The organism is Pseudomonas sp. SWRI18 (assembly GCF_014268345.1).
Lineage (GTDB): Bacteria > Pseudomonadota > Gammaproteobacteria > Pseudomonadales > Pseudomonadaceae > Aquipseudomonas > Aquipseudomonas cedrina.
In genome coordinates this window covers 141569-160755 of record NZ_JACCQQ010000001.1, presented here as the reverse complement: position 1 = coordinate 160755, position 19187 = coordinate 141569, and the positions used below count along the sequence as shown (strand labels likewise).

General features: G+C 63.0%; 17 protein-coding genes. 8 read left to right on the top strand and 9 right to left on the bottom strand.

Going from position 1 to position 19187, the window contains the following annotated elements; all coding sequences use genetic code 11:
* Complete coding sequence (locus H0Z09_RS00735; protein ID WP_186686039.1) at positions 1–1338, top strand: dihydroorotase; 1338 nt, start codon at positions 1–3, stop codon at positions 1336–1338.
* On the opposite strand, the gene H0Z09_RS00730 is transcribed toward H0Z09_RS00735, so the two are convergent.
* Complete coding sequence (locus H0Z09_RS00730; RefSeq protein ID WP_076952131.1) at positions 1335–1856, bottom strand: DUF3617 domain-containing protein; 522 nt, start codon at positions 1854–1856, stop codon at positions 1335–1337. The genes H0Z09_RS00735 and H0Z09_RS00730 overlap by 4 nt on opposite strands.
* Before the next feature lie 131 nt (positions 1857–1987).
* Between H0Z09_RS00730 and cls the strand changes: the two genes are divergently transcribed.
* On the top strand, positions 1988–3427 hold the full coding sequence (gene cls / locus H0Z09_RS00725) for a cardiolipin synthase (protein ID WP_186686038.1): 1440 nt from the start codon (positions 1988–1990) through the stop codon (positions 3425–3427).
* A 138-nt stretch (positions 3428–3565) separates the two neighbouring features.
* Here cls and cfaB read toward each other — a convergent pair whose 3' ends face one another.
* From cfaB to H0Z09_RS00685, 8 genes are all read right to left on the bottom strand, one after another.
* Positions 3566–4750 (bottom strand): C17 cyclopropane fatty acid synthase CfaB, encoded by a 1185-nt coding sequence (gene cfaB, locus H0Z09_RS00720; RefSeq protein WP_186686037.1) that lies wholly within the window; start codon positions 4748–4750, stop codon positions 3566–3568.
* Positions 4751–4837: 87 nt separating this feature from the next.
* The gene (locus H0Z09_RS00715; protein WP_186686035.1) at positions 4838–5626 is read right to left on the bottom strand and encodes a DNA-binding domain-containing protein; all 789 of its coding nucleotides are present in this window, start codon (positions 5624–5626) and stop codon (positions 4838–4840) included.
* Positions 5617–6462, bottom strand: a complete 846-nt coding sequence (locus H0Z09_RS00710; protein WP_186686022.1) for a DUF692 domain-containing protein — start codon at positions 6460–6462, stop codon at positions 5617–5619. The genes H0Z09_RS00715 and H0Z09_RS00710 overlap by 10 nt, the downstream gene beginning before the upstream one ends.
* 65 nt (positions 6463–6527) lie before the next feature.
* Positions 6528–6779 (bottom strand): hypothetical protein, encoded by a 252-nt coding sequence (locus tag H0Z09_RS00705; protein ID WP_071490868.1) that lies wholly within the window; start codon positions 6777–6779, stop codon positions 6528–6530.
* 116 nt (positions 6780–6895) lie between these two features.
* Positions 6896–8782, bottom strand: a complete 1887-nt coding sequence (locus tag H0Z09_RS00700; protein ID WP_186686019.1) for a cation-translocating P-type ATPase — start codon at positions 8780–8782, stop codon at positions 6896–6898.
* Positions 8779–9813: a protease modulator HflK gene (locus H0Z09_RS00695; protein ID WP_186686016.1), complete on the bottom strand. Its 1035-nt coding sequence runs from the start codon at positions 9811–9813 to the stop codon at positions 8779–8781. Before H0Z09_RS00695 ends, H0Z09_RS00700 begins: the two co-directional genes overlap by 4 nt.
* Positions 9810–10790, bottom strand: a complete 981-nt coding sequence (locus H0Z09_RS00690) for a protease modulator HflC (protein ID WP_186686013.1) — start codon at positions 10788–10790, stop codon at positions 9810–9812. Before H0Z09_RS00690 ends, H0Z09_RS00695 begins: the two co-directional genes overlap by 4 nt.
* 12 nt (positions 10791–10802) lie before the next feature.
* Positions 10803–12707, bottom strand: a complete 1905-nt coding sequence (locus H0Z09_RS00685) for a protease modulator HflK (protein ID WP_186686011.1) — start codon at positions 12705–12707, stop codon at positions 10803–10805.
* Between the two features lie 320 nt (positions 12708–13027).
* On the opposite strand from H0Z09_RS00685, the gene H0Z09_RS00680 reads away from it, so the two are divergent.
* From H0Z09_RS00680 to H0Z09_RS00655, 6 genes are read left to right on the top strand one after another with little or no spacing between them, the layout of a single operon-like run.
* Positions 13028–13651 carry a CDP-alcohol phosphatidyltransferase family protein gene (locus H0Z09_RS00680; protein WP_186686009.1) on the top strand — a complete coding sequence of 208 codons (624 nt, stop codon included), beginning with the start codon at positions 13028–13030 and terminating at the stop codon, positions 13649–13651.
* A gap of 10 nt (positions 13652–13661) precedes the next feature.
* Entirely contained in the window at positions 13662–15416 is a 1755-nt protein-coding gene (locus H0Z09_RS00675) for a bifunctional alpha/beta hydrolase/class I SAM-dependent methyltransferase (protein WP_186686006.1), read from the top strand.
* Between the two features lie 2 nt (positions 15417–15418).
* A complete protein-coding gene (locus H0Z09_RS00670) occupies positions 15419–16717 on the top strand; it encodes a phosphatase PAP2/dual specificity phosphatase family protein (RefSeq protein WP_186686003.1) in 1299 nt (432 codons plus the stop codon).
* Positions 16707–17150, top strand: a complete 444-nt coding sequence (locus tag H0Z09_RS00665) for a hypothetical protein (RefSeq protein ID WP_186686000.1) — start codon at positions 16707–16709, stop codon at positions 17148–17150. Before H0Z09_RS00670 ends, H0Z09_RS00665 begins: the two co-directional genes overlap by 11 nt.
* A gap of 9 nt (positions 17151–17159) precedes the next feature.
* Positions 17160–17780 (top strand): lysophospholipid acyltransferase family protein, encoded by a 621-nt coding sequence (locus H0Z09_RS00660; protein ID WP_186685997.1) that lies wholly within the window; start codon positions 17160–17162, stop codon positions 17778–17780.
* A 1-nt stretch (position 17781) separates the two neighbouring features.
* Entirely contained in the window at positions 17782–18714 is a 933-nt protein-coding gene (locus tag H0Z09_RS00655) for a phosphatidate cytidylyltransferase (RefSeq protein ID WP_076952145.1), read from the top strand.
* Positions 18715–19187: the final 473 nt, after the last annotated feature.

Genomic DNA, 19187 nt, shown 5'->3' with positions numbered 1-19187 from the left:
ATGAGCCGCCTGCTGATCCGCAACGCCCGTCTGGTGAATGAAGGCCAGGAATTCGACGCCGATGTACTGATCGCCCACGGTCGCATCGAGAAGATTGCCGGCAGCATCGAAGGCTGCGCTGCGCCCGTCGCTATCGACGCCCAGGGCCAATGGCTGCTGCCGGGCATGATCGACGACCAGGTGCACTTTCGCGACCCTGGCGCGCCGGACAAAGGCAGTTTCTACAGCGAATCGCGCGCGGCGGTGGCCGGTGGCATCACCAGTTTCATGGACATGCCCAACACCCAGCCGGCCACGCTGACCCTGGAAGCCCTGGCCGATAAAAAACGCCGCGCCGCCCTGCATTCGGTGGCCAACTATGGTTTTCACTTCGGCGTGAGCAACGACAACCTCGACACCGTCGCCGCGCTCGACCCGCGAGAGGTGGCCGGGGTCAAAGTGTTCATGGGCGCCTCCACCGGCAACTTGCTGGTGGACGACCCGCGCATCCTGGAGCGCCTGTTCGCGCAAGTCCCGACCATTCTGCTGGCCCACTGCGAACACACGCCGAGCATCCAGGCCAACGAACTGCGCCTGCGCGAGCGCTTCGGCGAGCACATTCCCGCCGTGGCACACCCACTGATCCGCGATGCCGAGGCGTGCTATCGCTCGTCGTCCCTCGCGGTGGAATTGGCCAAGCGCCACGGCACACGTCTGCACGTGCTGCACCTCACCAGCGCGCGAGAATTGAGCCTGTTCGAGGACAAGCCACTGGCGCAAAAACGCATCACCGCGGAAGTCTGCGTGCATCACTTGTTGTTCGATGACCGCGACTACCACCGCCTCGGCCACCAGATCAAATGCAACCCGGCGATCAAGACCCGCGCCGACCGCGACGCGCTGCGCCTGGCCTTGCTGGGTGATCGTCTGGATGTGATTGGCACGGACCATGCGCCTCATACCTGGGCGCAAAAACAGAAGGGGTATCGTGAGGCGCCCTCGGGCTTGCCCCTGGTGCAACACGCCCTGCCGGCGCTGCTGGAATTAGTCGCCGACGGGCTGCTGCCGTTGACCACCCTGGTGGCGAAAACCAGTCACCGTGTGGCTGACCTGTTCGCCATCCCCGATCGGGGTTATCTACGCGAAGGTTATTGGGCCGATCTGGTGTTGATCAAAGCGGAGCCCGCAGGCAAACCGGTCAGCGGCGAAGCGATCCTCGCCCGCTGCGGCTGGACGCCTTTCGCCGAGCGCAGCTTTCGCCATAGCGTCAGCACCACGCTGGTCTCCGGCCACCTGGCTTGGCACAACGGCCAGGTGGTCGACAGTTGCCAGGGCCTGCCCCTGCATTTCCTGCGTTAAGCGCGCGGCTTGACCGTACCGCAATCGTTGCCCAGCCATTGGGCGTGGGTGTCCAGGCTGCCCTTCTGCTGGATGCCGGTGGCATTGAAGGTGCCGTTGACGGTGGTGGTGAATTCCTTTTGGCTCTGGAATGTAGCGACGCCGGTGCCCTGGGCTTTGGGGCAACTGAAGCGGAATTTCCATTGATTGCCGGTCTTGTCGGTGACCTCCTGTTTGCAGCCCGATTGCGGGTCGGTCAGGGGGATAGAATCCGAGGCGACCTGCGCCGGGGTGAGGCACACCTGCACGCCTTTACCGGCCATGGTGATGCCTTGTTTTTCCAGCATGGCGCGCTGTTCGGGGGTCATTTGTTGCTTGAGCTGACCGAGGATCAGCGACAGGTCCGGTAGGTCCTGGTTATCGACTTTCATATTACTGGTGGTCAATTCCCACAAGCCCGGCGCCAGCATCTGCGCCTGCGCCGCCACCGGCAGCGACAAACCAATAACCATGGCTAAAGACAGCAGACGAGCATTCATCGGGTAACTCCTGGGTAATTGTTGGGCGTTAGACGCTGCAAAGGCGCCAGTGTTGCACGGCAAATAAAATAGCGACATTCCTCACCAGACATGGTCTGTTAGGCACTGGATTGCCTGGAGTACCGTCGTCCATGGATTTCTTTGGCCCGCACCTGCTCGCCTACTTCATCGCCACGCTGCACTTTCTGGGGACCCTCGCCGCGATTCACGCGGTGCTGACCGTCAGGACCGCCCAAGGCTCGATCGCCTGGGCCTTGTCACTGATGTTCATGCCTTACCTCACCCTAATCCCCTACTTGATCTTCGGCCGCAGCACGTTCGACGCCTACATCCAGGCGCGTCGCCAGGCCAATCAGGAGATGCACAAGGCGATCACCGCATTGAACTGGCGCCCGTGGGTCGAGGAAGCGCTCGCCGCGCGAAACTCCAACGCCTACGCCTCCCTGCGTGCCATGCCCAAACTGGGCCGCATGCCGTGCCTGGCGAACAATGAAGTGCGCCTGTTGATCAACGGCGAGGCCACCTTCAGCGCGATCTTCGGCGCCATTCGCAGCGCCAGGACCGCCGTACTCTTCCAGTTCTTTATCATTCATGACGACGAACTCGGCCGGCAACTGCACGCCCTGCTGAAGGAAAAAGCCGCCCAAGGCGTCGCCATCTACGTGCTGTACGACCGTATCGGCAGCCACGCCCTGCCCCATCGCTATGTGCAGTCGTTACGTGAAGCCGGCGTGCATATCAAGGCATTTGCCACCCGCAGCGGCTGGCTCAATCGCTTCCAGGTCAACTTCCGCAACCACCGCAAGATCGTGGTGGTGGATGGCATCACCGGGTTTGTCGGCGGGCATAACGTCGGCGATGAATACCTGGGCAAAAAGCCGCCACTGGCGCCATGGCGCGATACCCACGTGCAGGTCGCCGGCCCTGTGGTGGCGTGCTTGCAGGAGTCGTTTGCCGAAGACTGGTTCTGGGCCGCGCGCGAGTTGCCGCCGCTGATCCTGCCGGACGCCTACCCCGAGGACGGCGTGCTCTGCCAGTTGCTTGCCAGCGGCCCGGCCGACCCGTATGAAACGTGCTCGCTGTTTTTCGTCGAAGCCATTCACGCGGCGACCGAACGCGTATGGATCACCAGCCCGTATTTCATCCCTGACGAAGCCGTATTCGCCGCGCTGCGCCTGGCGGTCCTGCGCGGCGTCGATGTGCGCCTGCTGCTGCCGTCGCGCCCGGACCACCGCATCGTCTACGCCGCCTCCAGCCTTTACGCCATCGAAGCGGTGCGGGCTGGCGTGCGGGTGTTCCGCTATACGCCGGGCTTTCTGCATCAGAAGGTGGTGCTGGTGGACAGCGAAATCAGCGCCATCGGCAGCGCGAACATGGACAACCGTTCGTTCCGGCTGAATTTCGAAGTGATGTTGTTGACGGTCGATGTCGCCTTCGCCAAAGAGGTGGAGCAGATGCTGCTGGACGACTTCGCGCACGCCCATGAAGTCAGCCATAAAGAAAGCCGCGAGACCCGCCGCCTTCAGCAACTGGGCATGCGAGTGGCGCGGCTTATTTCACCGATTCTCTGACAATCAACACAAAACCAATGTGGGAGCGGGCTTGCTCGCGAATACGGTGTATCTGTGTCAGATGTGCTGACTGACACTACGCATTCGCGAGCAAGCCCGCTCCCACAGGTTGTCCTTCAGTGTTTTCGACATAGCGGCTCAGCGATAGATATCCTCCCGCGTCCACGGCAGTTCATGGCTGCCATCGGCATGGGGCTTCACCGCCAGAATCTGGTGCAGGTTGATCCAGCCACGCGCAAACGCATAGGCGCACCCGGCCAGGTACAGGCGCCAGATCCGCAATGCCTGCTGCGGCACCATTTTCGCTGCCGCGTCCAGGTTGTCTTCCAGACGCTCGCTCCAATGGTCCAGGGTGCGTGCGTAGTGCAGGCGCAGGCTTTCGACGTCAACCACTTCCAGCCCGACTTCGCTGATTTCAGCGGTCATCATTGCCAGGTGCGGCAGCTCGCCATTGGGGAACACATAACGCTCGATGAATTCACCGGCGCCACGGCCTACAGGGCGGCCGTCGGTGTGCTTGGCGGTAATGCCATGGTTCATCACCAGGCCGCCTTCGCGCACCGCGCCGAACAGGGTCTGGCAGTACTGCGCCAGGTTGGCGTGGCCGACGTGCTCGAACATGCCCACGCTGACCACTTTGTCGAAACGGCCGTCTTGCGGCAGGTCGCGGTAGTCGAGCAACTGCAGGTCCACCTGGTCTTCCAGGCCTTCAGCTTTAACCCGTTCCCGGGCCAGTGCCAGCTGTTCCTTGCTCAGGGTGATACCGAACACTTTCACCCCGAATTCCCGCGCGGCAAAACGCGCCAACCCACCCCAGCCACAGCCGACGTCGAGCAGATACTCGCCCGGCTGCAACCGCAATTTGCGGCACAGATGGCGAAATTTGTCTTGTTGGGCCTGGTCGATGGATTCGCTGCCAGTTTCGAAATAACCGCAGGAGTACGCCATGTCCTGGTCCAGCCACAGCTGGTAGAACTCGTTGGACAAGTCGTAGTGATAGGAAATGGCCGCTGCGTCGGTGGCCTTATCGTGGAGCGAGCGTACCGGGCGGCTGCCCTCGTCGTCTTCGACCAAGGCGTGACTCAATTCATCACATACGCGGATCACTTCGGAGATAGAGCCTTCCAGCTCCAGCTTGCCCTCGACGAAGGCTTCGCCCAGCGAGTCGAGCGTTGGATGGGTCAGCCTGGTCACGACCGTGGGGTCCTTCACCACGATGGTCACAATGGGCTCGGGGCCCAGGTTGAATTCATGGCCGTCCCAGAGTCGAAGACGCAGTGGTAGCTGAAGATTCTGTAAGGCCGGTGGAAGTTGCGCGAGCATGAGTAGTCCCCCCCTTGTTTCAGACGTCTGAATGAGGGTAGACCATCCGCAGACAAAGTAGGAGGCTATCGATTTGATAGCCCTCTTCTATGCAGCTCGGCGCTCGAGCAGGCCTTCCTGAATCCACTGTTTCAGCCACGTGACCGCCTGCAATGGCGCACCCTCTGCGTAAGTGACTGCCAACTCGGCGCACAGTTCGGCAAAGTTCCAGCCGGTGGTCGCCATCCCCGCCAGAGCGCTGGCCTCGGCGGGTTCCAGGCTGCGGTAATGGCACACACGCTGATGGCGCCATACCAGGCAAGTCTGCGCCGAGTCCAAGGCCTGGCTCCCAGGGAATCCGGACTCGTCCTTGCTGGCACGCCAGAGCGCAACGCTGTTGAAATGGCAGGGCACCCGTTGCACCGACGGCGCCAGGCTCACCTGCAACACCGGCCAAGCTTGGGGAGGCAACAATGCCATGTCGTTGAGCGTCAGTAGTTCGCCCGGCGGCGCATCAAACGCCAGGGTAAACGCCCACTCCAACCGCGCCAGTTCCGCCAGCGGCGCACTTTGCTCCGCCACCAGGTGCTCGAGGATAAATGTGGGAAAACGCTCGCCCAGCCAACGCAGGCTGTAATGGGCCGATGGGTAACGGCGCACATAGGCCGCGGTCAGCGCCGCGAATTCATCGTCGCCCAGCCAGTAAAGAACCGCGCTGAAGTCATGCCGCAAAACGTCCTGCAGCCGCGAGAGATAGGCGTTGTGGTAAATCGCCAGGCCCATGTCCACATCCAGCGTCGGGCCGCCCAGCAAGGTGGCGGCGAAGCCACTGCTGGCGTTCGGCTTTTGGGCTGAAAGGTAGTCTTCAAAGGCCAACTGCCAATCGGTCAGGCGCATGACTGTCTCCTGGCCAGGGCCATCGCGCCCAATTGGCGGGCTTTGCTCAACTCGGCAAGCAGGTCCTCGAAAGGCGGGAAATGATCGTCCCGTTCCAGCAGCGTCGAGACAGGCCCCAGGTGCTCAAGCGTCTGTTGATAGAGCGCCCAAACCGGATCACAGACAGGATGGTCATGGGTATCGACCACATAGTCGCCATAGTCCATATGCCCCGCCAGATGCAGCTGGCGGATGCTCCCCGGCGGCAGGTTGCGGATAAAGGTCCACGCGTCGAACCCATGGTTGCGCGAGCTCACATACACGTTGTTGACGTCCAGCAACAACTGGCACCCCGACAGGTGAGCCAAGGCATTGAGGAATTCCCACTCGGTAAATTCGTCCGCCCTGGAGCGCACATAACTGGAGACGTTTTCCAGCACCAGGGGGCGTTGCAACACGTCCTGCACTTGGCGCACGCGGGCGGCCACGTGGTAGAGGCTTTCTTCGGTGTACGGCAGTGGCAGCAAGTCATGCAACTGGTGGGCACTGCCGCGGCTCCAGCACAGGTGATCCGAAATCCACGCGGGCTGGATACGCTCGGCAAGCTGCTTGATGTGCTTGAGGTACTCGGTATCGAGGGCGTGGGGGCCGCCGATGGACAGGGACACGCCATGCATCACCAGGGGATAGCGTTCGGCAATCGCATCCAGGTAGTACAAGGCTTTGCCGCCCTGGACCAGATAATTCTCGGAGATCACTTCGAACCAATCCACCGGCGGTGATTGCTCAAGAATCTGCTCGTAATATTCGTTGCGTAAACCCAGGCCGTAACCCAGGAAGGGAAGAGACGTGGCCATCAAGGACTCCTGGAAAAGTGTCCGCAGCGGCTTGGAGACCCGCTGCGGTGCACCCGGTTTTGCGATTACTCGCCGACTTTGCCGCCGGCAGCGTCGCAGGCCGCCTTGGTCATGGCCTTGAAACCGTGGCCCTTGCAGACAGCCTGGCCCTTGCAGGCGTTTTCAGCGGTCTTGCAGTCGTTCATGCCTTTGCAGGAAGTCACACCGTAGCAATGAACGGTAGCGTCGGCGGCCTGTGCCTGGGTGGCGACACCGGCAAACATCGTGGCGGCAGCGATAGCCAGGGCAGCACCGGAAACGGCGTTCTTGATGTTCATTGTGTAGTCCTCATCGATCAGTAGGTAGGTCGGCCTGAACGGATTGCTCAGTCTCGACACACCACTAGAGTGAGGTGCACTGCGGGCGTTACAGCCCTCTCCAAAAAAACGGAAAATCAGTCTTCAAGCTTCAACAGCGGCTCCTGGAAGCGCAGCAAACGCCCGGCATTGCCCAGTACCAGCAAGGTACTGAGGTTATGCAGCACCGCCGCAATCATCGCGCCTGCCGCCCCAAGCCAGCCAAACGCGGCAAACACGACGATGGCCAAGGTCCAACCCAGGCCGATGATCACGTTGACCTGCAACGTCTGCCGGCACTGGCGGCTCAAGCGCACGCACGTGCCCAGGCGCCGCAGGTCGCTGCCGATCAGCACCACATCCGCCGACGCCAGGGCGATATCCGCCCCGCCCGCGCCCATGGCCACCCCGACCACTCCGGCCTTGAGCGCCAGGGAATCGTTGATGCCGTCGCCCACCACCATCGGGCGAAAGCCGCTGCCGATTTCACTCAGGACGCGGTTGAGCTTGTCCTCCGGCAACGCCTGGGCTTGGACGTCGCTGATGCCCACCTCCAGCGCGAGGCTGTCGGCCACACTTTGACGGTCGCCGGTCAGCAGCAGTTGGCGACCCAGGCCCAGGTCACGCAGCTCTTGCAAGGCTTGGCGGGCTTCCGGTTTGACGCTATCGGCCAGCAGCAGCCAGGCCAGGAATTGCCCGTTCAGCGCCAGCCCGGCGATGGGGCCATCGTGAATCGGTACGGCTGTAGTGACGATACCCAATTGCTCGAATAGCTCTGGCCGGCCCAGCGCCGCTTCGCCCTGATCGGTTTGCGCCACTACGCCAAGGCCTTGGCGCTCGCGGATATCGGTCAGCGCCAGCCTGTGTTCCTGCGTCGCCAGCACCGCCAGCGCCCGGCTGACCGGATGGCTGCTGGCCGAGCCCAGGCTGGCCGCCAGGTTCAAGACGGTTTGCCGATCCGGCTCAGCGGTTTCGAGGGATTGCAGACGCAAGGTGCCAAAGGTCAGGGTGCCGGTCTTGTCGACCACCAAGGAGGTCAGGTCTGCCAACTCCTCCAGAAACGCCGAGCTGCGAATCAGAATCCCGTGCCGCGCCGCCACCGCGATACCGGCGATCGCCGTGGCCGGCGCCGACAACACCAACGCGCAGGGACACGCCGCCACCAGCACGGCAAGCATCGCCTGGGCGTCATTGGTCGCAAACCAAGTGACCGCCGCCAGCAACAACACCAGCACCATATAGCTGCCGGCATAACGTTCCAGCAGCCGTGTGATCGGCGGTTTGGAGCGCTCGGCGTTCTGCATCAGCGCAATGACTTTGCCCAGGGTGGATTCATTGCCGGTGCGGGTCACCTCAAGACGCAACACGCCGTCGAGGTTGATCGCGCCGCCAAACACCTGCACGCCGACGCTGGCTTCCAACGGCACCGACTCACCGGTAATCGGCGCCGTATCCAGGCTCGCCTGGCCCGACAGCACCACACCATCGGCCGGCACTCGGTCGCCCGCGCGCACTTCCACCACGTCGCCCGTTTTCAGCGTGCCGTTGTCCACTTCCACGATGCTGCCGTCAGCCTGCACCAACCGCGCATGGCTGCGGGTCAGCTTGCCCAGGGCATGGATCGCCTCTTGGGAGCCGATCACGCTGCGCTCTTCCAGCACGTGGCCGAAGATCATGATGATCGGCAGCAACGCCGCCGTCAGCAGATCGCCGGTGGCCCAGGCACCGAGCATGGCCAGGGCGATGAGTTGGTCGGTAATGCCATGCAAGCTGGGGAACCGCAGGCTGTACCAGGCCGAACGCATCACCGGCACGGCCACCAGCAGGGACGCCACGCCCAGCAGCAACTGGCTGACACCGCTCTGGTCCGGCGCCAGCCAGCGCCACACCAGGCCCAGTACCAGCAAGCCCAAGGCCAGCATGGCCAGGGTCAATTGCCGGGCAGCGCTGCGCTGCTCGGCAGAGGTCAGCATGGGTGCGCTCATTGTTCGGCTCCCTGGATGATCAAGCGGGCGTCGTCTTTCGGATCGACCGTGGTCACGGAACCGGCCTGGCCGAGAATCTTCGGCAGGCGCTCGCGGTACAGGCGCAGCAGCAGACCTGGGTCTTTCACCTGGGCCAGGCTGGCGACGGTCGCGGTTTGCGCCTGGGCATTGGCCAGGCGTTCGCTGGCCTGGGCGTGCGCCACTTGCACCAGGCGATCGGCCTGTTGGGCCGCATTCTGGGTGAGCTTTTCAGCGTCGGTACGCGCGTTGGCCACCGCCTTATCGGCTTGCTGGCTGGCGGTGAGGACCGCATTGAAAGCATTCACCGCCGGGCCCGGCAGGCTCGATTGCACGTCGACGCGGGTGACGGCGATGCCCAACCCCAGGCCCGTGGACGCCAGTTCGGTGAGGCGTTTATTGATGCCTTGCACCAAGTCACCGCGCAGCCGCTCACGGCGTTCGGCGGCGCCGTTGTCGGTGCCGATCAGCTCGGGGCGCGCCACCAGGATCGTGTCCAGGTCGCGCGCCGCCGTCAGCGCCACGGCGCTGCGCGTCACCAAGCGGTCCAGGGCCGGCAGCACATGCGCGCCCTGCAACACAAAGGCGTAAGGCTCGGTGACTTTGTAGAACACCCGCACATCCAGCTGCACAACACCGGCATCGCCGGTCAGCAGGTAACCGGAACCGGCCAGCGCATCACTCAACGGCGTGGCGAAGCTGGCCACGCGGTCGGCCTGGATCGCCGCGTCGGAGCGCAGCAGGTTCTCCACCCGACGCTCGATCACCCGGTCGGCAGCCGGCAACAGCACCACCTGTTCGAACGGCTGCGGCCAGGCCAGCAACAACCCGGCATTCTGGATACGGTCGAGGGCGCCGAAGTGCAACACTACGGCGCGGTTCTGCGGGTCGATCTGGCGCACATTGGAAAACGCCCAGGCCAACGCCGCCAGCACCGTCACCGCGTACAGCGCCATGAATGTCAGGCGCCCGGCCTGGATCCACGGGCTGTCCGGGCTGTCACGCTCGGTCATTGCTGGACATCCTTCGGCCCGTCCACCAATGCACGGAACGGTGCAGCGTCGGTGCGCAAGATGATCTTGGTGCCCGGCGTGACTACGGTGCCCAAGGTGTCGAGGGAACGCAGCAGGTTATACAGCTGCGGATTACCGGCGTAGGCCCGGCCATAAATCTGCGCCGCTTCAACCCGCGATTGCGCTTCGATATCGGCGGCTTTCACCGTGGCATCGGCTTGCACAATGCGCGCATCGCGCTCGGCGGCGGAACGGATCTGCGCCGCCTCGCGCTTGCCCACGGCGGTGCGTTCGGTGGCGATGGTTTCCCGTTCGGCGCGCATGCGGTCGACCGTGGCGGTGAGCGTCACCGACGGCAGGGTCAGCCGTTCGATCCCCACCTGGGCCACACGCACGCCATACGTGGTGAGCAATTGTTGATCAATCTGCTGGCGCAATTGCGCTTCAAAATCGGCAATGCGCACCTGGCTGGCGTCGGTGTTGATCAGGCTCGACAGGTCGAAGCTAGCCGCCGTGGTTTCCAGCGCCGAACCGACAAAGGTGCGAATCTGCCGCGCCGCTTCATCCGGCTGGTTCTGTACCGCGCGCATGAAGCGCTGCACATTGTCGGCATCGCCCTGCACCTGCCACGCCACATAGGCCTGCACGATAATCCGCAGGCCATCGCGGGTGCCCACATCCTGCAAGCCGCTGGACGTGGTGCGCAGGCGCAGGTCCACCGGAATCGCCGCTTCGAACGGCGCCGGCCAGCGCCAGCCCAGGCCCGGCTCCAGCAGCACGCGCGACGGGTTGCCGAAGCGGGTAATCACGGTGGCCTCGCCGGAGCGCACCTGCACCAGGCTGGCGGCGGCTACCGCAAACAGCACCAGCAACAACGCCCAGGCCATGCGCCGCCAGGGAAACGGGCCCGCCGCCTGCTCATCGCCGTGATGATGGTGGTGATGGCCGTGATGATGATCGTGGGAATGAGCGCTCAACAGACAGACTCCTTATTGAACGGCTTTACGCGGCGCCGAAGGGTCGGCCGGTAAGGTAAAAGAACGCAGATCGATCGTCGGCGCGCCATCGGCGCCCAGGCGGTGATCCAGAATAAGCAGCTTGGCGTGGGCCAGGCCCTGGCTGAGTTGGCCGAGGTAGTGTTCGAGCACGAACGCCTGGCCGGCCGTGGCGTAGGCCTTTTGTTCGGCGGCAAAACGCAGGCCGGCAGCTTGGGCGCCCGCGTTCACTTCACGCGCGGTGGCCCGGGCCTGGTCGCGGGCGGTGCTGGCCAGCAGCAAGGCCTGGTTGGTTTGCTCGCTGGCGGCGCCGCGCTCGCGGGAGATCAAGGCCTGGGCGCCGATCTGTGCGGCCTGCACGCCGTGGTAGGCGTTGGCGGCACCGGACGGCGGGTGGATCGCCTCGACGACCGTGGCGAGGATTTCCACGCCGCTGTCGAGCTTTTGCAGGTCCGCTTGCACGGCGCGGCCGATTTCGTCGGCCAGGAGGGTGCGTTGCTCGCCGAGCAATTCATCGAGGGTGCGTGAGGCAAAGTCATGCAACAGGATGCGGCTGGCGGTGCTGCGAATCAGCTTCGGTACATCCGCGCTGTTATAGGTGGCGGCGAGCGCGGCCTGGTCGGTGAGGCCAATGCGGTAGACGAAACGCACATCCATATTCACGATCTGGAAGCTCTGCTTGTCACCGCTGCTGCTGGCGATCACTTGGGATTTATCATTGACATGGCTGGCGTCCCATAACCGATTGGCGATCAGCGGAGCCGGCCCTTCGGCGGGCGCCAGTTCTGGCGTGGCGGCTTCACTGACGCTGGTGGCCAGCTCGTGCACCACGCCGTTTTCGACACTGATCACGCGGCCCAGCGGCCAGGGCAGCCCGGCATGCAAGCCAGGGCCGAAGACCTGCACCGGTTTACCGAAGCGCTCGTAAATACCACGGCCTTGCAGGGGCACTTCGTGCACGCCAGTGAGTGCCCAGCCTACCGCCAGCACTACAAGCAGCACCGGGAAAAACGCCCTGCGCATGTAGGTAAACGCCCAGATCTGACGCAGGTCGATGCCGAAGCGGTTGTGCAATTCGTGTTGTAACGCGATCAACGGTTGGGGCGGCCAACGCAGCAAACCCGCGATAAAACTGTGCGCCATCAGGCGCGGCTCGAGGCGGGGCTGACGGGGGCTGAACAGTGACAGCACCGCCCTTAGCAGAAACTCCAGCGCGACCAGCGCCGGCAGCAGGCCGATCAACACGGCCAACCGTAACGGCCAGACGGACTCAGCCCCGGCAAACAGCAGGCAAATTGCACTGATCAGCAGGCAGATAATCGCTACCCGGTTCAGTTGCGCCAGTTGCGAGGCTTCAGGCCACTGCGCGACGGTTTCCTGGGCCAGCCGACGTTCAAATACCAACAGGCCAAACGCCAAGGCCAACGCCAGCGCGGCACCGATGCTTGCCGATTGCCCGACCGGGACTGCGGGCAGCGCCAGGTTCCAGAATTCAATAACGCTGACCAGCGCCAGCAGCGACCAGCCGCACAGCCATAACACCGGCGTGCCAATCTGACTGACGAAGCGCGCGACAAGGCGCGCGTACCAACCCGTTTCTTCAGCCAGCGCTTCAACGGTGTGCTCTTCCAACGCCTGGGCGCGCCAATCGGCCACCCACCACGCCGATTGCAACCCGGCCACCAGCAGCAACAACGCCGACGCACAGTTGATCAACACCACCGGCCAGATCGACAGCGGCGCAAACAGCGCGACAAACAGTGCCAGTACCCAACCGGCGACGGCCAAACCCGTCAGGCCAATACCGGCCTGGCGCAGGCGACGGGCATGGAACACACCCTGTTGAAAACGCGGGAGGCCTTCCACCGAAGCGCCGTCAGCTTCCAGATCCACTTGCATCCACTCAACGTCCGCTCGTACATAATTCGTTACGATATAACACGGAGCGTGAAATTTTTGTTCGTTAAACACCGCTTTCGAAATACAACCCTAACCCCCTGTGGGAGCGGGCTTGCTCGCGAAAGCGGTGGGTCAGTCACCTCTGTGCCCACTGACAGACCGCATTCGCGAGCAAGCCCGCTCCCACAGGAGTACATCATTGAGCTCCAGACCGTGACTAAACCCCCATAAACACGCGCCATCACTGGTGCGGGCCGCGATTAATCGGCACACTCCAGACACTTTTTCGCGGGTCCACGGACAAGGATGCGTTACCCCTCATGATTTCGATCTACCAGCTCAAGCCGCGTTTTCAGAACTTGCTGCGCCCGCTCGTGCAGCGCCTCTACGACAACGGCACCACCGCCAACCAGATCACCGTGCTGGCCGGCGTGGTTTCGCTGCTGGTCGGCCTGCTGATTGCCAGCTTTGCCCAACACCTGTGGCTGTTTGCGCTGATCCCGCTGTGGATGATCCTGCGCATGGCCCTCAACGCCATCGACGGCATGCTCGCGCGGGAATTCGGTCAGCAGTCGCGCCTGGGCGCCTACCTCAATGAGCTGTGCGACGTGATCGCCGACAGCGCACTGATCCTGCCCTTCGCGCTGATCCCCGGCGTGAGCCTGGCGCCAGTGCTGCTGGTGGCGCTGCTGGCGGTGTTCAGCGAATACGCCGGCGTGCTGGGGCCAATGGTGGGCGCGTCGCGCCGCTATGACGGGCCGATGGGCAAGAGCGATCGGGCGTTTGTATTGGGCGTGCTGGCCACCGGCGTGGCGCTGGGCTGGCTCGGCGCGGCTTGGGTCGACGCGGTGATGTGGCTGGTGGCCGCCCTGCTCGCCTACACCCTGGTCAATCGCGTACGCCAAGGCCTCAAAGAACAACCAGAAACTTCCCCTTCTGCATAAGGATTTTGCGATGCGCACACAGCAAGAGCACACCTTCGGTACCCATGATGGCGTTGAGCTTTTCTACCGGCACTGGCCGGCCACCGCTCCCGCGGATGGCCAGGTGCGCAAGGCAATTGTGCTGTTCCATCGCGGCCATGAGCATTCGGGGCGTATCGCCCATCTGGTGGATGAGCTGAACCTGCCGCAATTCGACTTCTTCGCCTGGGATGCACGCGGCCATGGCCAGTCCCCCGGCGAGCGCGGTGACAGCCCGAGCTTCGCCACCAGCGCGCGCGATGTGCAGACCTTCTGCAATCACATCGGCGCCACGTATCACATCGAGGAAGAGAACCTCGCCGTCATCGCCCAAAGCGTCGGCGCGGTGATTGCCGCGACTTGGGTGCATGATTACGCGCCCAGGATCCGCGCGCTGGTGCTCGCTTCCCCGGCGTTCAAGGTGAAGCTCTACGTACCGTTCGCCCGGCCGGGGCTGGCGTTGATGCGCAAGTTGCGCGGCAATTTTTTCGTCAACAGTTACGTCAAGGCCAAGTTCCTCAGCCACGACCCGGAACGCGTGGCGTCCTACGACACTGACCCGCTGATCACCAAGGCTATTTCGGTGAATGTGCTACTGGGCCTGTACGAAGCCGCCGACCGAGTGGTCGCCGACGCCCAGGCGATCCAGGTGCCGACTCAACTGCTGGTCTCCGGCTCCGACTTCGTGGTGCACCGCAAACCCCAGCAGCAGTTTTTCGACCGCCTGGGCAGCCTGAAAAAAGAACTGCATGTCCTGCCCGGGTTTTTCCATGACACCCTGGGCGAACGCGACCGAGCCACGGCCGTGAACAGCGCCAGGCGCTTTATCCTGCAGAACTTCGAATACCCGCTGGACCGCGCCTCGCTGCTCGATGCCGACAAATTGGGCGCCACCTGCGCCGAATCCGAAGCCCTCGCCGCGCCGCTGCCGCGCAACTCCCTGCGCGACCTGTACTGGCGCATGACCCGCGCCAGCATGGGCCTGGGCAAGAACCTGTCGGAAGGCGTAAAGCTGGGCTTCGACACCGGCTTCGACTCCGGCAGCACCCTGGACTACGTGTACCGCAACCAACCCACCGGCAAGGGCGGGCTGGGCCGGATGATCGACACCAACTACCTCAACTCCATTGGCTGGCGCGGCATTCGTCAGCGCAAGTTGAACGTCGAGGAGCTGCTGCGCCTGGCCATGGCCAAGTTGCGCGCCGATGCTCGCGAAGTGCGCATCGTGGATATTGCCGCCGGCCACGGCCGCTACATTCTCGAAGCCTTGCAGGGCGTGTCGCCGCTGCCGGAATCGATCCTGCTGCGCGACTACAGCGACATCAACGTGCGCGACGGTGGCGCGTTGATTCGCGAGAAGGGCCTGGGCGATATCGCGCAGTTCGTCAAAGGCGATGCGTTCGACCGCCTGGATCTGGCCGCGTTGGAGCCCAAGCCGACCCTGGCGGTGGTGTCCGGGTTGTATGAATTGTTTGCCGATAACGCCATGGTCGGCGGCTCACTGGCCGGCCTGGCCGAAGCGGTGGAGCCCGGCGGTTATCTGGTCTACACCGGCCAACCGTGGCACCCACAGTTGGAACTGATCGCCCGCGCGTTGACCAGCCACCGCCAGGGCCAGGCCTGGGTGATGCGTCGACGCAGCCAGGCGGAGATGGATCAACTGGTGGAGGCCGCCGGTTTCCGCAAGATCACCCAGCGTGTGGATGAGTGGGGCATCTTTACCGTGTCCCTGGCGCAGAAGATCTGAGCATGCGCGAACCCGGTTTATTCAAACCCGCGTTGCTGTGGCTGCTGCTGTTGGCGCCGCTGTTTTTCAGCACCTACGGCTTTGCAACCTGGGTCACCAGCCAGCGCAGTGACGTCGGTACGCTGGTGTTCGGCTGGGAAACCCATATGCCGTTCTGGGCCTGGACCATCGTGCCCTACTGGACCATCGACCTGCTCTATGGGTTCTCCCTGCTGTTGCCCACTACCCGGCATGAGTTGAAACAACACGCATTGCGCCTGTTGAGTGCGCAGCTGATTGCGGTGAGCTGCTTCCTGATCTGGCCGCTGCGCTTTACCTTCGAGCGCCCGGAGCTAGACGGCGTGTTCGGCTGGCTGTTCGCGGTGCTGGCCGGGTTCGACAAGCCGTTCAACCAGGCGCCCTCGCTGCATATCGCACTGCTGGTGATCCTCTGGGTCATGTATCAGCGCCATGCCCAAGGCGTGTGGCGTTGGCTGGTGCATGGCTGGTTCGCGTTGATCGGTATTTCGGTGCTGACCACTTATCAACACCATTTTATCGACTTACCCACAGGCGCGCTCGCGGGTTGGCTGTGCGTGTGGCTGTGGCCGGTGGAGCATCCGAGCCCGCTGTTTAAGGCCCGATTTACACGGGATCCCAAGCGTTGGCGGTTGGGTCTGCGTTACGGCCTGGGCGCGTTGGTGTTGGCGATCCTTGCCTTTGCCGTAGGCGGTGGTGGGTTATGGCTACTGTGGCCAGCGGTTTCCCTGGGCTTGGTCATGGCGAATTATCTGCTGCTGGGGGCCGCGGGTTTCCAGAAGCGTGCCGATGGTCGGCTGACACCTGCTGCGCGCTGGCTGTACGCACCCTATCTGGCGGCCGCGTGGGTCAATTCGCGCCTGTGGACCCGCAAGCATCCACAGCCTGACCTGATTGTGGATAACGTCTGGCTTGGGCGCATTCCTACAGCAAGCGAGCAGGAGTCCTTCAAGGCCATCGTCGATATGTGCGCCGAATTGCCGATTAATCCACAGGGCCGCGCCTATCAATCCATCCCGGTGCTGGACTTGATCGCCCCGACACCCGCCGAATGCCTGCAAGCCGCGCAAGCCATCGAGCGCATGCGCTGCAATGGCCCGCTGCTGGTGTGCTGTGCCCTCGGCTACTCACGTAGCGCCACCGCCGTCGCCGCCTGGCTGCTGCATACCGCACGCGCCGCGACGATAGAGGATGCGCTGGCTATCATTCGTACAGCGCGGGCCGATGTGGTCCTGCACCCCGCACACCGTGAAGCCTTGGAGGGTTTGCCCCATGCCCGCTGATATGGAACTTCAGGTTGTCGCTAGCCTGCTGCGCCGTGGCCGTTCGCTGGATCAGTTATCCACAGGCCTGACGCTGGTCGGTATCGTGTTTGGCCTCGCCCAACTGCTGATGGCCAGCATTGCGCCGATCTGCCTGCTGCTCAGCCTGTGGATGATTATCCTCGGGCTGCTGCAAAAGTACTGGGCGTTGCGCGTCGCCTTCGATGCCGACCTGTTCGCCCTGCTGGCCCGCGATATTGACCGCACCGCGGACCTTGACCAGACCTTGCAAACCCTTGGCCTGCAATCGCCCAAGCGTGCCGGCCGGCCTTGGACCGAGCGTCGTCGCGGTGCCCTCAAATTGCTGCGCAAACAAGCCTGGCTGCTGGCCGCGCAAGCGCTGCTGACCCTGGGCGTCATTCTCGCCAGCCCCTGGCTGCCTTTCGCCGGATAAGGAACCCCCATGTTCGAACCTGTGGTCGCCACGCTGATTACCTCCATGGCCCGCACCGTCACTGGCGCGCGCAGCCTGTGGCTGGGTTGCGCGCCAGTGCCGGTGCAACGCATCTACTTCGCCAACCACAGCAGCCACGGCGACTTTGTCCTGTTGTGGGCCTCCTTGCCGCAGAACCTGCGCAAATTCACGCGCCCGGTGGCCGGCAGCGACTACTGGAACAAAAGCGCCTTGCGCCGCTACATCATCAACCGGGTGTTCAACGGCGTGTTGATTGACCGTGAACGCAAGGACCCTGTGGATAACCCGTTGCAGCCCATGCTCAACGCGCTGGAAGGCGGCGACTCGCTGATCATCTTCCCCGAAGGTACGCGCAACCTGGAGGACGGCCTGCTGCCGTTCAAAAGCGGCCTGTACCACTTGGCGAAAAGTTACCCACAGGCCGAACTCGTCCCGGTGTGGATCGCCAACCTCAACCGGGTCATGCCAAAAGGCCGCGTGCTGCCGCTGCCACTGTTGTGCACCACCAGCTTCGGCGCGCCGTTGCAATTGGAAGAAGGCGAAGACAAGGCCGCCTTTCTCGCCCGTACCCGCGACGCCCTGCTCGCCCTCGCCCCGGAGCATTTCTGACATGGATAGCCAAACCCTGATGTTGTTCGGCGGCATCGGCGCGATCCTGGTGCTCGCCTCGTTGATCGGCCTGATTCTCAAACTGCGCACACGCGGCACGCAAAACGCGGTGATCGACAACCTCAACGCGCGCATCAACGCCTGGTGGGTGATGGTGGTGGTGATCGGCATCGCCTTCTGGCTGGGCACCGGCGCGGTGATCCTGTTGTTCTACGCGGTGTCGTTCTACGCCCTGCGCGAATTCCTCACCCTTACGCCCACCCGCCGCAGCGACTACCCGGCGCTGGTCGCCGCGTTCTACCTGGCACTGCCGCTGCAATACCTGCTGATTTATTCGGACTGGTACGGGCTGTTCTCGATCTTCATCCCGGTGTACGTGTTCCTGCTGCTGCCGATCCTTGCCTCCCTGGGCGGCGACAGCACGCATTTCCTGGAACGCGCCTCGAAGGTGCAATGGGGCCTGATGATCGCCGTGTTCTGCGTATCCTTCGTCCCGGCGTTGCTGACGTTGGACATCCCCGGCTACGAAGGCCGCAACCTGCTGCTGATTGCCTACCTGGTGATCGTGGTGCAACTGTCCGACGTGCTGCAGTACGTGTGCGGCAAGCTGTTCGGCAAACACAAGATCGCCCCCAACCTGTCACCGTCCAAGACGGTGGAAGGGTTTGTCGGCGGGATTCTGCTCTCATCCCTGATCGGCGCCGCGCTGTGGTGGACCACGCCGTTCAACCCGTGGCAGTCATTCTTGATTGCGCTGCTGATCAACCTGCTTGGGTTCGCCGGCGGGATTGTGATGTCGGCGATCAAACGCGACCGAGGCGTAAAGGATTGGGGGCATATGATCGAAGGGCACGGCGGGATGCTGGATCGGCTGGATTCGGTGTGTTTTGCGGCGCCGATTTTCTTTCATCTGGTGCGGTACTGGTGGACCTGACTCCCCGCTCCCAGACTGATGAAGATCAAATTGTGGATGCTTCCCCAACATTTATATGCTTATAGGCATACGAGAATCTGATTTTTGTAAGCCTATAGGCGTACAAAACCTGCCAGGCCCAATCTGTAAACGCCTACGCCTTTGATCCGAGGTAATGTCTGAAAGAAGCAGTCCTACCTTCCCCGTCCCTTTCTTTCGCAGGACATTTCCGAGAGAATCCTGGCCGCTTGTGCCCCGCCTTTTCGATGACTAGTCTGCGTTCGTCACTGCCAATTCAGTGACCGGGTTTAGTCGCTCGGGAAAGATTTACATTGGGCGCACAAGCGCCATCTCAAGCCTGGCGTTTTTTTCGCCAACGCTTTTTGGTGGCTGTGCGCAGGGCATCTTCGGGTGCGCCGGGTTCCCAATGTTCCGGTCGACTAACCTGCGTACAGCTGCCACCCCATCGTTTAGTCGCGATTTGTGGCAGCTCC